At 63.5% G+C, this 14,173-nt stretch carries 15 protein-coding genes; 2 read left to right on the top strand and 13 right to left on the bottom strand.

Annotated features, from left to right (window positions below; translation table 11 throughout):
- Positions 1-47 precede the first annotated feature (47 nt).
- From ABM562_RS21845 to ABM562_RS21805, 9 genes are all read right to left on the bottom strand, one after another.
- Positions 48-371, bottom strand: a complete 324-nt coding sequence (locus ABM562_RS21845) for a DUF3392 domain-containing protein (protein WP_010222202.1) — start codon at positions 369-371, stop codon at positions 48-50.
- 9 nt (positions 372-380) lie between these two features.
- A complete protein-coding gene (gene hemW / locus ABM562_RS21840; protein WP_460423308.1) occupies positions 381-1,595 on the bottom strand; it encodes a radical SAM family heme chaperone HemW in 1,215 nt (404 codons plus the stop codon).
- Positions 1,592-2,188, bottom strand: a complete 597-nt coding sequence (rdgB, locus tag ABM562_RS21835; RefSeq protein WP_460423306.1) for an RdgB/HAM1 family non-canonical purine NTP pyrophosphatase — start codon at positions 2,186-2,188, stop codon at positions 1,592-1,594. Before rdgB ends, hemW begins: the two co-directional genes overlap by 4 nt.
- Positions 2,185-2,619: a DUF4426 domain-containing protein gene (locus ABM562_RS21830; RefSeq protein ID WP_115089401.1), complete on the bottom strand. Its 435-nt coding sequence runs from the start codon at positions 2,617-2,619 to the stop codon at positions 2,185-2,187. The genes rdgB and ABM562_RS21830 overlap by 4 nt, the downstream gene beginning before the upstream one ends.
- Positions 2,620-2,643: 24 nt before the next feature.
- Positions 2,644-3,264: a methionine biosynthesis protein MetW gene (metW, locus tag ABM562_RS21825; protein WP_038997652.1), complete on the bottom strand. Its 621-nt coding sequence runs from the start codon at positions 3,262-3,264 to the stop codon at positions 2,644-2,646.
- Between the two features lie 7 nt (positions 3,265-3,271).
- The gene (gene metX / locus ABM562_RS21820; RefSeq protein WP_115089400.1) at positions 3,272-4,411 is read right to left on the bottom strand and encodes a homoserine O-succinyltransferase MetX; all 1,140 of its coding nucleotides are present in this window, start codon (positions 4,409-4,411) and stop codon (positions 3,272-3,274) included.
- 165 nt (positions 4,412-4,576) lie between these two features.
- Positions 4,577-5,167 (bottom strand): YggT family protein, encoded by a 591-nt coding sequence (locus ABM562_RS21815; protein ID WP_115089399.1) that lies wholly within the window; start codon positions 5,165-5,167, stop codon positions 4,577-4,579.
- A gap of 10 nt (positions 5,168-5,177) precedes the next feature.
- Positions 5,178-5,996: a pyrroline-5-carboxylate reductase gene (gene proC / locus ABM562_RS21810; protein ID WP_115089398.1), complete on the bottom strand. Its 819-nt coding sequence runs from the start codon at positions 5,994-5,996 to the stop codon at positions 5,178-5,180.
- A gap of 38 nt (positions 5,997-6,034) precedes the next feature.
- Positions 6,035-6,721, bottom strand: coding sequence for a YggS family pyridoxal phosphate-dependent enzyme (locus ABM562_RS21805; RefSeq protein WP_115089397.1), 687 nt, complete (start codon positions 6,719-6,721; stop codon positions 6,035-6,037).
- A gap of 66 nt (positions 6,722-6,787) precedes the next feature.
- Here ABM562_RS21805 and ABM562_RS21800 point away from each other — a divergent pair, with 66 nt between their 5' ends.
- Positions 6,788-7,816, top strand: a complete 1,029-nt coding sequence (locus tag ABM562_RS21800; RefSeq protein WP_460423303.1) for a type IV pilus twitching motility protein PilT — start codon at positions 6,788-6,790, stop codon at positions 7,814-7,816.
- Here ABM562_RS21800 and ABM562_RS21795 read toward each other — a convergent pair.
- Positions 7,813-8,556 (bottom strand): C40 family peptidase, encoded by a 744-nt coding sequence (locus tag ABM562_RS21795; protein ID WP_415842488.1) that lies wholly within the window; start codon positions 8,554-8,556, stop codon positions 7,813-7,815. The two genes, ABM562_RS21800 and ABM562_RS21795, sit on opposite strands and share 4 nt — an antisense overlap.
- A 139-nt stretch (positions 8,557-8,695) precedes the next feature.
- Here ABM562_RS21795 and ABM562_RS21790 point away from each other — a divergent pair, with 139 nt between their 5' ends.
- Positions 8,696-9,115: an NINE protein gene (locus ABM562_RS21790; RefSeq protein ID WP_115089394.1), complete on the top strand. Its 420-nt coding sequence runs from the start codon at positions 8,696-8,698 to the stop codon at positions 9,113-9,115.
- 48 nt (positions 9,116-9,163) lie between these two features.
- Here the strand turns inward: ABM562_RS21790 and ABM562_RS21785 are convergent, their stop codons facing one another.
- From ABM562_RS21785 to ABM562_RS21775, 3 genes are all read right to left on the bottom strand, one after another.
- Complete coding sequence (locus tag ABM562_RS21785) at positions 9,164-9,853, bottom strand: SPOR domain-containing protein (protein ID WP_038997644.1); 690 nt, start codon at positions 9,851-9,853, stop codon at positions 9,164-9,166.
- A gap of 1 nt (position 9,854) precedes the next feature.
- Positions 9,855-11,591 (bottom strand): arginine--tRNA ligase, encoded by a 1,737-nt coding sequence (argS, locus tag ABM562_RS21780; protein ID WP_134061199.1) that lies wholly within the window; start codon positions 11,589-11,591, stop codon positions 9,855-9,857.
- Positions 11,592-11,809: 218 nt separating this feature from the next.
- Positions 11,810-14,029, bottom strand: a complete 2,220-nt coding sequence (locus ABM562_RS21775) for a primosomal protein N' (RefSeq protein WP_115089393.1) — start codon at positions 14,027-14,029, stop codon at positions 11,810-11,812.
- Between the last annotated feature and the right edge of the window lie 144 nt (positions 14,030-14,173).

Here is a 14,173-nt window from a genome sequence, read left to right as displayed (position 1 = left end):
CCTTGCCGGCGATGGGCTGCGAAGCAGCCCTGAAAGCGCCCTGATCTTCAGCGTCGATCAGCAACCACGCCAATCAACACCAGCACAATCAGCAACACCGGCGCCAACGCATAGTTGTTGAACTGCGCGAGCCCCTTCACTACCCACGGCGTGGCATAGATCAGCGCCGCACCGCTGCCGATCATCACCAGCAGGGCCATGAACGGCACGCGCAAGGCGCCTGCAAGGCCGCCCAGGCGTTGTTCGACCCAGCCTTTGATGTCGGTGCCGAACAGCACCAGCAAACAGCCCACCAAGGCCAGGGAAATCTCCGACAAGTTGCTGCGACTCCAGCGGGAAACGGTCGAGAGCAAGTCGAGTACCAGGTCCATTCGCAATCCTTAGGTCAAGAAATACTGCAGCAGGTCGTTGAGGAACAACTGGCCACGCGCGGTAGCGACCAGTCGCGTCGGTTCGACCTGCAAAAGCCCTTTTTGTTCGGCTTCACGCCGCGCTGCGGTGAGCTGCTCCAGTGGCAAGCCGGTGCGCTGGCTGAACAGCTCGATGTCCACGCCCTGGGTCAGGCGCAGGGCGTTCATCAGGAACTCGAAGGGCAGTTCATCCACCGGCAACAGCTTCTCGCCGGCCTTGAAGGCCTTGGCCGGGTTCAGATAGTCCTTGGGCAGGCGGGTTTTCCAGGTGCGCAGGATGCGCCCGTCGGGGTGGCTGAGCTTGCCGTGGGCGCCAGCGCCAATGCCGATGAAATCGCCAAAGCTCCAGTAGTTGAGGTTGTGGCGGGCGGCGCGGCCGGGCTGGGCGTAGGCCGAGACTTCGTACTGGGCGTAGCCGTGGCTGGCCAGTAGCGCCTGGCCGGCTTCCTGGATGTCCCAGAGGATGTCGTCTTCGGGCAGCAGCGGCGGCTGGTTCCAGAACACCGTGTTCGGCTCCAGGGTCAACTGGTACCAGGACAGGTGCGTGGGGTTCAGCGCGATGGCCTGGCGCAGGTCGCCCAGGGCGTCGTCCAGCGACTGGTCGGGCAGGCCATGCATCAGGTCGAGGTTGAAGTTGTCGAACCCGGCATTGCGCGCCATATCGGCGGCACGAATGGCCTCGTCACCGTTGTGGATGCGGCCCAGGGCTTCGAGCTTGGCCTGCTGGAAGCTCTGGATGCCGATCGACAGGCGATTGATGCCCAGCTGCCGGTAGGCTTTGAACTTCTCCTGCTCGAACGTTCCGGGGTTGGCTTCCAGGGTGATCTCGATGTCCCTGGCAAACGGGATGCGTTGCTCCACACCCACCAGCAAGCGGCCCAGGGCGCGGGCGCTGAACAGGCTCGGGGTGCCGCCGCCGAAGAAGATCGAGCTGATCGGGCGGCCATAAACGGCGCCCAGTTCCTGGTCCAGGTCGGCCAGCAAGGCATCGACGTAGGCTTCTTCAGGCAGCTCGGGGGTGGCGGCGTGGGAGTTGAAGTCGCAGTACGGGCATTTGCGCACGCACCAGGGGATATGGATGTACAGCGCCAGGGGCGGCAACTGCGTCAATGCCGCCCGCGGTGCTTGGGAAGAAAAGCCAGCCTCGCCCAAGTGCAGTGGCTGTGCCGGCGAACGCTCGGTCATGCCAGGCCCAGACGTTGACGCAACAGGCTCATGGCGCGGGCACGGTGGCTGATCTGGTTCTTGTCGGCAGGGCTCAGCTCGGCGCTGGAGCAATCGAGCTCCGGCACCCAGAACAGCGGGTCATAGCCAAAACCGTGGGCGCCGCTGGCCTGGGTCAGGATGCGACCATGCCACAGCCCTTCGCAGAGGATCGGCAGCGGGTCGTCGGCATGGCGGACCAGGGCCAGGACGCAGACGAACTGGGCGCCGCGCTGTTCTTGCGGAACGTCCTTGAGCACATCGAGCAATTTGGCGTTGTTCGCTGCATCGCCTTTACCGTCGGCGTAACGTGCCGAATAGATGCCGGGCGCGCCGCCCAGGAAGTCCACGGCCAGGCCCGAGTCGTCGGCCAGCGCCGGCATGCCGGAAATGCGCGCGGCATTGCGCGCCTTGAGAATGGCGTTCTCGACGAACGACAGGCCGGTTTCTTCCGGCTCGACGCTGCTGAATTCGCCAATGGAACGCAGTTGCACGGTGTCACCGAGCATGGCCTGCAGTTCCTTGAGTTTGCCGGCGTTGTGGCTGGCCAATACGATTTGCTGAAAAGTCATCATTCGCCTGGGAAAAGCTCTTGGTTGAAGCTGATGGTTTCGGTCTTGCCGTTAACCCCAACGTTGATGGTGAAGGTACGGGTTTCCTGTTGCTCAACAGGGAACTGGGCGATGTAATAGATCGCGCCTTGTTCGGTGATCTGCTTGAACTTCAGCGGTACCGAGTTGCTGGTCAGGTCCTTGACGGTACCGTTGACCTGGGTGACCACCGGCTTGCCGGCCTTGATCACCGAGACGTTGATCACGCCCTGGTTCTTGCTGCGCACCAGTTCAGTCGCCTTGGCGGTCTCGGGCGTCAGAAAGGTGGAAATAAAGGTGCTGTAGTGCACGGTGGTATCGCCGAACACTTCTTTGCGCTCGCCCTTGATGGCATCGGCGGCAACCGCCGACAGGCTCAGGCAGGCAACCAGTAAACAGCTCAACAAGCGACCCATGATCGTTCTCCTCCGGTGTGCGGGTTAAACCGCGACCTTGTGTTCGGTAAGGCCGGGGCTGCTGACACGGTAAATGCCGATCTCACCTAGAAGATTAGGCCATAGCTTGCTCGCCCACCCGTGGCGGTGCAAATGGTCGACCGCCAGGCGGTCGAGGACCTGGGCGCGGCGTTCGCTGCACAGGGCCTCGAAGTCTTCAAAGGTGCAGAAGTGGATGTTCGGCGTGTTGTACCAGGTATACGGCATGAAGTCGGAAACCGGCATGCGGCCTTTGGTCGCCAGGTACCAGCGGCAACGCCAGTGACCGAAGTTGGGGAAGGTGATGATGCACTGGCGGCCGACGCGGAGCATTTCGTCGAGAATCCGGTCGGGGTACTCCACGGCCTGCAGGGCCTGGGTCATGACCACCACGTCGAAACTGTTGCTGGCGAAGTTGCCCAGGCCCTTGTCGAGGTCCTGCTCGATGACGTTGACGCCCTTGGCCACGCACTGGGCGATGTTGTCGGGGTCGATTTCCAGGCCGTAGCCGGCGACCTGCTTGTGGTCGCGCAGCGACGCCAGCAGTTCACCGGTACCGCAGCCGAGGTCGAGTACCCGGCTGCCGGCGGGGATCCAGTCTTGGATGATTTCCAGGTCGGCTCTCATAGGGTCCTCAGCAGACGATGCGGTTCATGTAGTTCGTGAAACCCGTGATGTAGCGCGGGGTCGGGATCAGGAAGGCATCGTGGCCATAGGGCGAGTCGATATCCAGGTAACAGACGTTCTTGCGGGCGGCGATCAGCGCGTCGACGATCTCCCGCGAACGCGCCGGGGAAAAGCGCCAATCGGTGGTGAACGACATCACGCAGTAGTCCGCCGTGACAGGGGCCAGGGTCGCCGCCAGGTCACCGCCGTGGCTGGCGGCCGGGTCGAAGTAGTCCAGCGCCTTGGTCATCAGCAGGTAGGTGTTGGCGTCGAAACGGCCGGAGAACTCCTCGCCTTGATAGCGCAGGTAGCTTTCGACCTGGAACTCGACGCTGTGGAAGTCGTAGTTGAGCTTGTCGCTTTTCAGCTCGCGGCCGAATTTCTCACCCATGGAGTCGTCGGACAGGTAGGTGATGTGCCCGACCATGCGCGCCAGCATCAGGCCGCGCTTGGGGATCACACCCTGGTCCTGGAACGAGCCGCCGTGGAATTCCGGGTCGGTGAGGATGGCCTGGCGCGCTACCTCGTTGAAAGCGATGTTCTGCGCCGAGAGCTTGGGTGCCGAGGCGATGTCCAGGCAGTGACGCACGCGATCCGGGTAAGTGATGGTCCACTGCAGCGCCTGCATGCCGCCCAGGCTGCCGCCAACCACCGCAGCCCATTGCTGGATGCCCAGGCGATCGGCCAGGCGCGCCTGGCTGTGCACCCAGTCTTCCACGGTCAGGACCGGGAAATCGGCGCCGTAGGGCTTGCCGGTGAGCGGGTTGATGCTGCTGGGGCCGGTGCTGCCGTTGCAGCCGCCGAGGTTGTTGAGGCTGACCACGAAGAAACGATTGGTATCGATCGGCTTGCCGGGGCCGATGCAGCTGTCCCACCAGCCCGGCTTGCGGTCGTCGGGGCTGTGGTAGCCGGCGGCATGGTGATGGCCGGACAGCGCATGACAGATCAGCACGGCGTTGCTGGCCTTGCTGTTGAGCGTGCCGTAGGTTTCGTAGATCAGTTCATAGGTGGCCAGCGAGCGACCGCAGGCCAGCGCCAGCGGCTCGCTGAACTGTGCCAGTTGCGGTGTTACCAGACCGACCGAATCTTCGGGAAAGACAGTGGACATCGACCCTGCTCACGCTTGAATGAGGCGTAAGTCTAAAGACCACCGGGGTGGGCGGCAAGCAATGTGCCAAGGCTTGAAAAACATCGCTGGCAAGCCAGCTCCCACAGGTTGTTGAGAACCTTGTGGGAGCTGGCTTGCCAGCGATAGGGGCGCTGCGGTTACCGATCAGACCAGCAGACGCAGAATCTCCGGCATCCCGCTCATCGCCGCCAGGTTGTTGATCACCAGCATGTCGATCAGTTTGAGCGCCATGAACGCCAGGATCGGCGAGATATCCAGGCCGCCCAGGTTCGGCAGGATACGGCGGAACGGCGCGAGGAACGGATCGCAGATCTGGTTGATCAGTTCGGCGCCCGGGTTATGGCTGCCCGGCGCGACCCACGAGAGGATCACGCTGATGATCAGGGCGAAGAAGAAAATCTTCAAAAACAGCGAGGTCACGCCAATGATCGACCAGACCAGCAGTTGCAGCGGGTTGCCAGTGGTGCCGTAGGCCAGCAGCAGGGTCAGGCCCATCACCAGCAGTTGGATGATGATCGCCAGCAGCAGCGACGACATGTCCAGGCCGAACAGGCTCGGGATCACCCGGCGCATAGGCTTGAGCAGCGGTTGGGTGGCGCGTACGGCGAACTGGCTGAGCGGGTTGTAGAAGTCCGCGCGCACCAGTTGCAGGACAAAGCGCAGGACCACGATCAGCAGGTACAGGCTGCCGAGGGTCTGCAGCACATAGATTGCAGCGGTGTTCAATCCGATCATCTTCGGCTCCTTAGTTGCCCAGTTGTTCGGCCATTTCGGCCGAGCGGTGCGCAGCGGCACCCAGCGCCTGTTCCACCAGCGCTTCGAATCCATTGGCCTGGAACGACTTGATCGCCGCTTCCGTGGTGCCGGCCGGCGAGGTTACCCGGCGGCGCAGTTCGGCGGCGTCGACATCGCTGTTGACGGCCATGTGCGCCGCGCCCAGGGCGGTTTGCAGGGTCAGCTTGGCGGCGGTTTCCCGTGGCAGGCCGAGTTTTTCGCCGGCGGCGGTCATGGCCTCGATCAGCAGGAAGAAGTACGCCGGGCCACTGCCGGACACGGCAGTCACCGCATCGAGCTGTTGTTCGGTGTCCAGCCACAGGGCGATGCCCACGGCCGACAGCAGTTGCTCGGCCTGCTGGCGCTGGGCCGGCGAAACCTGGGCGGTGGCGAACAGGCCGCTGACGCCTTGGCGCAGCAGCGCCGGGGTGTTGGGCATGCAACGCACGATCGGTTGGGTGCCGAGCCAGTTGTTCATGCTCGCGCAGGTGATCCCGGCGGCAATCGAGACCACCAGCTGCTCGGGCTTGAGGCTGGGTTTGAGGGCTTCGCACACGGCTTTCATCGCCTGTGGCTTGACCGCCAAGACCACCACATCGGCACCTTCGATGGCCTGGGCGTTGTCAGCGAACATCTCGATGCCGTGCTCGGCATGGATTTTCGCCCGCTGCTCGGCGCCCGGATCGCTGGCGCGGATCTGCGAAGCTTCCAGGCCCTGGGCACGCAGGCCGCCGATCAGGCTGGCAGCCATGTTGCCGGCGCCGATAAAGGCAATACGAGTCTTGCTCATGTCAGGTCCTTGATAGGGAAATAGGGAAAAAGCATGGGTCAGGGCTGGCCGTAGTCGCGGGCACCGAACAGCGCGGTGCCGATACGCACCCAGGTCGCGCCCTGGGCAATCGCGGCTTCCAGGTCATGGCTCATGCCCATGGACAGGGTGTCGAGTTCCAGGCCAAGGCTCGCCTGCAACTGGCGAACCCGGGCGAAGGCAGCTAGTTGCGCGGTCTCGTCGTCGGTTGGCTCGGGAATCGCCATCAACCCGCGCAGGCGCAGGCGTGGCAGCGCGGCAATGGCGCTGGCCAGGGCCGGCAGCTCCTCGGGAGTGCAGCCGGACTTGCTCGCTTCGCCGCTGACGTTGACCTGCAGGCAGATGTTCAGCGCTGCAAGGTGCTCGGGGCGTTGCTCGGACAGGCGTTGGGCGATTTTCAGGCGGTCCACGGAATGTACCCAGTCAAAGTGCTCGGCAATTGCACGAGTCTTGTTCGACTGAATGGGGCCGATGAAGTGCCAGGTCAAGGGCAGGTCGGTCAATTCGCCCTGTTTGTTCAGGGCTTCCTGCAGGTAGTTCTCACCGACATCGCGCACCCCGGCGGCGAAGGCTTCGCGCACGGCAGCGGCGGGTTTGGTCTTGCTCACGGCCAGCAGCTGGACGGCCGAAGGCTCGCGCCCGGCGGCCAGCGCGGCGGCACGGATACGTGCGGCGAGCGTGGAAAGGTTGTCTGCTATGGTGGACATTGATCGATGCCAGCGGCTCTTTGGGTCTGCGGCATTCTACCTGCTTGGCGGCCTTTGGGGAGTCTCATGGATGTGACTGAACTGCTGGCGCTGGCAGTGCGGGCCGGTGCTTCCGACCTGCACCTGGCGGCGGGCGAGGTGCCGGCGCTGCGTCTTGAGGGGCGTTTGCGGCCAATGGAGCTGGCGCTGCTGACGCCGGACCACATGGCTGAAATGCTCGGTCAGATCATGTCCGAGGCGCAGCAAAAGGATTTTGAAACACATCTGGATATCGACTTTGCCTTTGCCGTGTCAGCATTGGCGCGCTTTCGGGTCAATGCATTCCAGCAACTGCACGGTGCCGCTGCGGTGCTGCGGGTGATTCCGGCGCAGGTCAGCAGCCTGGCTGACCTCGGTCTCGGGGATGTATTTCGGCAGATTGCCGAGCTGTCGGGCGGGCTGGTGCTGGTCACCGGGCCCACCGGCTCGGGCAAATCAACTACCCTGGCGGCCCTAGTCGATCACCTGAACCGCGAGCGGCCGCTGCATATCGTCACCCTCGAGGACCCCATCGAGTTTATCCACAGCTCGCAGCGCAGCCGGATCAGCCAGCGCGAGATCGGCCGGCACAGCCATGGCTTCGCCCAGGCCTTGCGTGCCGCGTTACGCCAGGACCCGGATGTGATCATGCTCGGTGAGCTACGCGACCCGCAGACCATTCGCCTGGCCCTGACTGCGGCGGAAACCGGGCATCTGGTGCTGGCCACGGTGCATACCGGCTCGGCGGCGAAAACCATCGATCGCCTGGTGGATGTATTTGCCGCCGAAGAGAAGCAACTGGTGCGCGCGATGCTGGCGGAGTCGCTGCAGGCGGTGGTGTCGCAGGTGTTGGTCGAGCGTGTTGGCGGTGGGCGGGTGGCGGCCCACGAGATCCTGCTGGCGACGCCTGCGGTGCGCAACCTGGTCCGAGAGGGCAAGGTGGCGCAGTTGTATTCGGCGCTACAGACAGGCGGGGCGCAGGGTATGCAGACCCTGGACGGTTGCCTGCAGGGCCTGGTGCGGCGAGGGCTGGTCAGCCCAGATAGCGCCCGTGAGCGGGCGCCGGGGCGATTCTAGCGCTTGGCCAGGGCCAGTTGCTGGCTTTTTGGCAAGACGCGTTTGGCAACCACGTAACGGCTTTTCCAGTACGGCTTGTCAAGGGTGTCGATGCTGACCCGCTTGCCGGTGCGCGGCGCATGGATGAAGCGGTCGTTGCCCAGGTAAATGGCCACATGGTTGACCCGGCGGCTCTTGATGTTGAAGAAGATCAGGTCGCCGGGCTTGAGGTCGTTGCGATCGACCTTGATGCCGTGGCCGCTGGCCATGGCGTTGGACGTGCGTGGCAGGTCGACTTCATCGATGTCGTTGAAGGCGTACTTGACCAGGCCGCTGCAGTCAAAGCCCTTGCTTGGGCTGCTGCCGCCCCAGCGGTACGGGGTGCCGAGCACGTTGACCGCACGGCTGAGCACATCGCTGCTCTGCTGTGGCGACATGGCAGCGGCGACCGGCAGCGGCCTGCTCGAACGGGCACTGCGCTTGGAGCTGTGCTGGACTTGGTTGCTGCTGACGTTCTTGTGTGGACGCACAGCAGTGGAATTGGAGGTGTACCCGGAGAAACCGTTGGGTAACCGTTGCTCACGATTGGTGGCGTGGGCAGCCAGTGGCAATAATAGGCAGATGGTCAGCCATGTCTTGAAAAAAGGACGCATAGGCAGGGCTCTAGGTGGGTTGGCGCGCAACTTTATAACAGCTTTTTGATCAAATTTTGATCCGTTGGTCGATTCCGGGCTGCGCCAGAAACCGGCAAAAGCGGCGATTGGCCTGCATTGGAAAGGCGCGGGCCAGACAGGATAGGGGTTTGCGGCGGGAGGGATGGCAAATGACCACACGTCGGGTTGCCACAGAAAAGTCACATTTTTCTTTAGAAAATTTATCGATAACCCACAGGGGCTATGAATGAACAGTTATCAACAAGGCGGTCCGTTACACGACACTCACAGCAAAGTGATCGGCTATCTGCTGTGGATTTTCGGCTTCACCGGGGCGCACCGCTTCTACTACGGCAAGCCAGTTACCGGTACCCTCTGGTTCTGCACCCTGGGCCTGCTCGGCATCGGCTGGTTGATCGACCTGTTCCTGATTCCGGCAATGGACCGCGAGGCTGACCTGCGCTTTCAGCCTGGTCCTCTGGACTACAGCCTGGCGTGGATCCTGCTGACCTTCCTGGGGATATTTGGCGTGCACCGCATGTACCAGGGCAAGTGGATTACTGGCCTGATCTACCTGTGCACCGGCGGGCTGTTTCTGGTCGGGGTGCTGTATGACTTCTGGACGCTCAATACCCAGGTGTCACTGGCCAACGCCCAGCGGCGTTAAAGCCTGAGGCCTTGTCGCAGCGCTCTGCGACAAGGCCTTGGGGCGGGGTTACTGGCGGGTCTGGCGCTGTTGCAACAGCAGGTTGCTGAAGCCGCTGCCGGCCAGTTGCTTCTGCGCCACGGTCAGCTGTTCACGGTTGCTGAACGGGCCGACCAGCACGCGGTACCAGGTTTCTTCCTTCACCGTACCGGACTCCACCTTGACCGCCTGGCCGAGCAGGATGATCTGCGCGCGGACCTTGTCGGCATCGGCCTGCTTGCGGAACGAACCGGCCTGCAGGAAGAACTGGGTGGTGGCCGCCGGCTTGATCACCGGTGGTGCTGGCGGTGGCGTCTGCCCCATCAGCGCTGCCTGGGCGCGGGCGGTGTCGATCTTCGCCGCTTCCGCCGGGGTGACCGGAGGTTGCGCCGGCACCGGCGGGGTTTTCTCCGGTACCGCTTCAGGCGGCACGATCACTTCCGATTCCGGCAGCAGGGTATAGAAGTCGTACTTCGGCTTCACCGGCTGCTGCGGGCTGGGTGCGGTCTTGTTGGCTTCGGCGACCTTCTCGGCCTTCTGTTGCTCGGGCTTGGTACGCTTGACCTCGCCGTTGCCCGGCTCGAGCTTCATCAGGAAAACGACAAAGGCGCCCACCGACAGGCCGATTGCCAGCCACAGCCAGCCCGGGATCGGTTGCTTGGCAGGTGCCTGATAGCGGCTGGCGCCGCGCTTGGGTGCAGGTTTTTTCTTGGCAGCCAACTTACATGCGCTCCAGGGTTTCCAGGCCGAGCAGTTCCAGACCTTGCTTGAGGGTACGACCGGTCAGGGCCGCCAGACGCAGGCGGCTCTGCTGCTGTTCAGGGGTGTCGGCGCCGAGGATCGGGCAGTTCTCGTAGAAGCTGGAGAACAGGCCGGCAACGTCGTACAGGTAGGCGCACAGCACGTGCGGGGTACCTTTTTCGGCAACGTTGTTGAGGATCTCGCCGAACTGCGCCAGGCGTGCAGCCAGGTCCTGCTCCTGTGGCGCTTGCAGGATGATCTGGCCGTCGACTTCGTCGAAGCTCTTGCCCAGCTTGCGGAACACACCGGCAACGCGGGTGTAGGCGTACAGCAGGTAAGGCGCGGTGTTGCCTTCGAAATTGAGCATCAGTTCGAAGTTGAAGCTGTAGTCGCTGGTGCGGTGCTTGGACAGGTCGGCGTACTTCACCGCGCCAATCCCGACGACTTCGCCAATGGCGCGCAGGTCGGCCTCGGGCAGCTCAGGGTTTTTCTCCTTGACCAGGGCGTAGGCACGTTCCTTGGCTTCGGTGAGCAGGTCGATCAGCTTCACCGTGCCGCCGTCGCGGGTCTTGAACGGACGGCCGTCGGCGCCGTTCATGGTGCCAAAGCCCATGTGTTCCATGTGCATCGGGTGGCCGACGAAACCGGCGCGGCGGGCCACTTCGAACACCTGGTTGAAGTGCAGGGCCTGGCGCTGGTCGACGAAGTACAGGGCGCGGTCAGCCTTGAGTACGTTGCTGCGGTAGCGCACGGCAGCGAGGTCGGTGGTGGCATACAGGTAGCCGCCGTCGGCTTTCTGCACGATGACCGGCAATGGCTCGCCTTCGGCGGTCTTGAACTCTTCAAGGAACACGCACTGGGCGCCCTTGCTTTCGACCAGCAGGCCCTTGGCCTTGAGGTCGTTGACGACATTGGCCAGGTCATCGTTGTAGGCGCTTTCGCCCATGACGTCAGCCATGGTCAGTTTGACGTTGAGCAGCTCGTAGGTCTTCTGGCAGTGCGACAGCGAGATGTCCTTGAAGCGAGTCCACAGCTTCAGGCATTCCGGGTCGCCGGCTTGCAGCTTGACCACCAGGCCACGGGCACGGTCGGCGAACTCTTCGGATTCGTCGAAGCGCTTTTTCGCCGCGCGGTAGAAGTTTTCCAGGTCCGACAGCTCGTCGCTGGTGATCGGGTTTTCCTGCAGATAGGCCATCAGCATGCCGAACTGGGTGCCCCAGTCGCCAACGTGGTTCTGACGGATCACGTCATCGCCGAGGAACTCCAGCACGCGCGACACGGCGTCACCGATGATGGTCGAGCGCAGGTGGCCGACGTGCATCTCCTTGGCCAGGTTCGGTGCCGACAGGTCGACTACCACCTTCTGCTGCGGGCCGGCTTTCTTCACGCCAAGCTTGGCGTCGGCCAGGGCAGCATCCAGGCGCGAAGCCAGGGCCTGGGTGTTCTGGAAGAAGTTGAGGAAGCCTGGGCCGGCAATCTCGACCTTGCTGACCTGCTCGTCGGCAGGCAGCGCGGCGATGAGCTTCTCGGCCAGGTCGCGCGGCTTCATGCCGGCCGGCTTGGCCAGCATCATCGCGATGTTGCTGGCGAAGTCGCCGTGGGTCTTGTCCCGGGCGTTCTCCACCTGGATCGCCGGCGTCAGCCCTTCAGGCAGCACACCGTCGGTGACGAGTTGGGTGAGGGCTTGCTGGATCAGCTGGCGAATGGTGTCTTTCATGGGCTTCTCTTTCGACCGCAAGCGCGGCGGCGCTTCGATGCGCAGGTGGAAAAACTGGACATTATCCGTTGCCGGGGCGAGGTTGCCAACCTTTGGGGCGTTCTGTTCGGCCCTCATCGCTGGCAAGCCAGCTCCCACAGGAGTCTCTGGGGATTTTCAATTGTGCAGTCACTGTAGACATTGTGGGAGCTGGCTTGCCAGCGATGGGGCCATCTCTGTCAGTACAAATCCACCGGATCGACATCCAGCGACCAACGCACCTGCCGCCCGGACGGCATCTGCTCCAACACTAGCAACCAGGCGCTGATCAGTCGATGCAAAGGTGCCCGGGCATTGGCCTGGAGCAACAATTGCGCACGAAACCGCCCGGCACGGCGCTCCATGGGTGCCGGTACCGGGCCGAGCAGCTCGATACCGTGCAAGTTCTGTTCGGCCAGCAACTGCTCGGCGGCGCTGCAGGCTTCATCGAGAAAACCCTCGGCTTGCCCTGGCTTGTGCGCTTCAGCGCGCAGCAGGGCCAGGTGCGCGAAAGGCGGCAAACCGGCGGCGCGGCGCTCGCTCAAGGCCTGTTCGGCAAAGGCGAAGTAGCCTTGTTCGGTCAGTTGCACCAATAAAGGATGGTCGGCCAGGTGGGTCTGGATGATCACCTTGCCCGGCTCTTCGGCGCGCCCGGCCCGGCCGGCGACCTGGACGATCATCTGCGCCATGCGCTCGCTGGCGCGAAAATCGCCGGAGAACAGTCCGCCGTCGGCATCGAGGATCGACACCAAGGTCACCCGCGGAAAGTGATGCCCCTTGGCGAGCATCTGGGTGCCGACCAGGATGCACGGCTGGCCGCGCTGGATGGTGGCGAACAACTGGTTCATCGCATCCTTGCGCGAGGTGCTGTCGCGGTCAACGCGCAGTACCGGGTAATCCGGAAAGAGAATGCTCAGGCGCTCTTCGGCGCGCTCGGTACCGGCGCCGACCGGGCGCAGGTCGACCTTGTTGCACTGCGGGCACTGGCGCGGCACCCGCTCGTCATAGCCGCAGTGGTGGCAGCGCAGCTCGTTGGAGCGCTGGTGCACGGTCATCCGTGCATCGCAGCGCGGGCATTCGGACATCCAGCCGCAGTCATGGCACAGCAGTGTCGGGGCAAAGCCGCGGCGGTTGAGGAACACCAGTACTTGCTGGCCGGCAGCCAGGGTCTGGCCAATGGCTTGCTGCATCGGACCGCTGATTCCGCTGTCCAGCGGCCGGCTTTTTACATCCAGGCGCAAGAAGCGTGGCTGCTGGGCGCCGCCAGCGCGCTGGTGCAGGTGCAGCAGGCCGTAGCGGCCGCTGTGGGCGTTGTGCAGGCTCTCCAGCGAAGGCGTGGCCGAGCCCAGCAGGATCGGGATGTTCTCCTGGCGCGCGCGTACCAGCGCCAGGTCGCGGGCGTGGTAGCGCAGGCCTTCCTGCTGTTTGTACGAGCCGTCGTGCTCTTCATCGATGATGATCAGCCCCGGGTTTTTCATCGGTGTGAACAGTGCCGAACGGGTGCCGATGATGATGTCGGCTTCACCGTCACGGGCGGCCAGCCAGGCATCCAGGCGCTCGCGGTCGTTGACCGCCGAGTGCAGCAAGGCGATGCGCGCGTTGAAACGCTGCTCGAAGCGCGCCAGGGTTTGCGGCCCGAGGTTGATCTCCGGGATCAGGATCAGCGCTTGCTTGCCGGCTTCCAGGGTTTCGCGGATCAACTGCAGGTAGACCTCGGTCTTGCCGCTGCCGGTGACCCCGGCCAATAAAAAGGCATGAAAGCTGTCAAAGCCCGAACGCACGGCGTTGAAGGCAGCGCGCTGCTCGTCGTTCAGTGGCAGCTCCGGCTGCGCCAGCCAGTGTTCGTGGCGCTCCTGGGGCAGGTGGCGGCGTACTTCGACCTGAACCAGCTCCTTGGCCAGCAGCAGGTCGAGGCTGTCCTTGCTCAGCATCAGTTTGCTCAGCAGTGTGTGGGCCACGCCGTGGGGGTGCTGCGCCAGGGTCGCCAGGGCTTCGCGTTGCCGTGGCGCGCGGGTGATGCGCGGGTCGTCCAGGCGTGCCCCCGGGGCCACTTGCCAGAATCGCTCCTGGCGCGCCTCGGCCGGCTCGCCCTGGCGCAGCAGCACCGGCAGCGCCCAGCTAAGGGTGTCGCCGAGGCTGTGCTGATAATACTGCGCGGTCCACAGGCACAACTTGAACAGTGCCGGCGGCAGTGGCGACACCGGGTCGAGCAGGGCAATGGCCGGCTTCAGTTTGTCGGCCGGTACCTCGCTGGTTTCGCTGATTTCGATGAGGATGCCGATCATCTCGCGTCGACCGAACGGTACGCGAATACGCATGCCCGGGGTCAGTGCCTGGCGCGCCATGCTCGCCGGTGCCCTGTAGTCGAACAGCCGCCGCAGGGGCGAGGGCAGGGCAAGGCGTAGAATGACGTCGGACACGCGAAAGGTTCTCTGCAGGGGAATTCCAGGGTCCGGCGAGCCTAGCAGACGACCGCCGGTGTAAGCGACAACTTGCGTTGGCTGTTTGCTCTGGTATTATTCCGACCCTATTTTGCGTGCGGTATTCAACAATGGTGTTGAGTG

The sequence above is a fragment of the Pseudomonas sp. ZL2 genome, assembly GCF_054788455.1.
The sequence above is the reverse complement of the archived record's forward strand: the minus strand, read 5'-3'. Positions and strand labels throughout refer to the sequence as shown.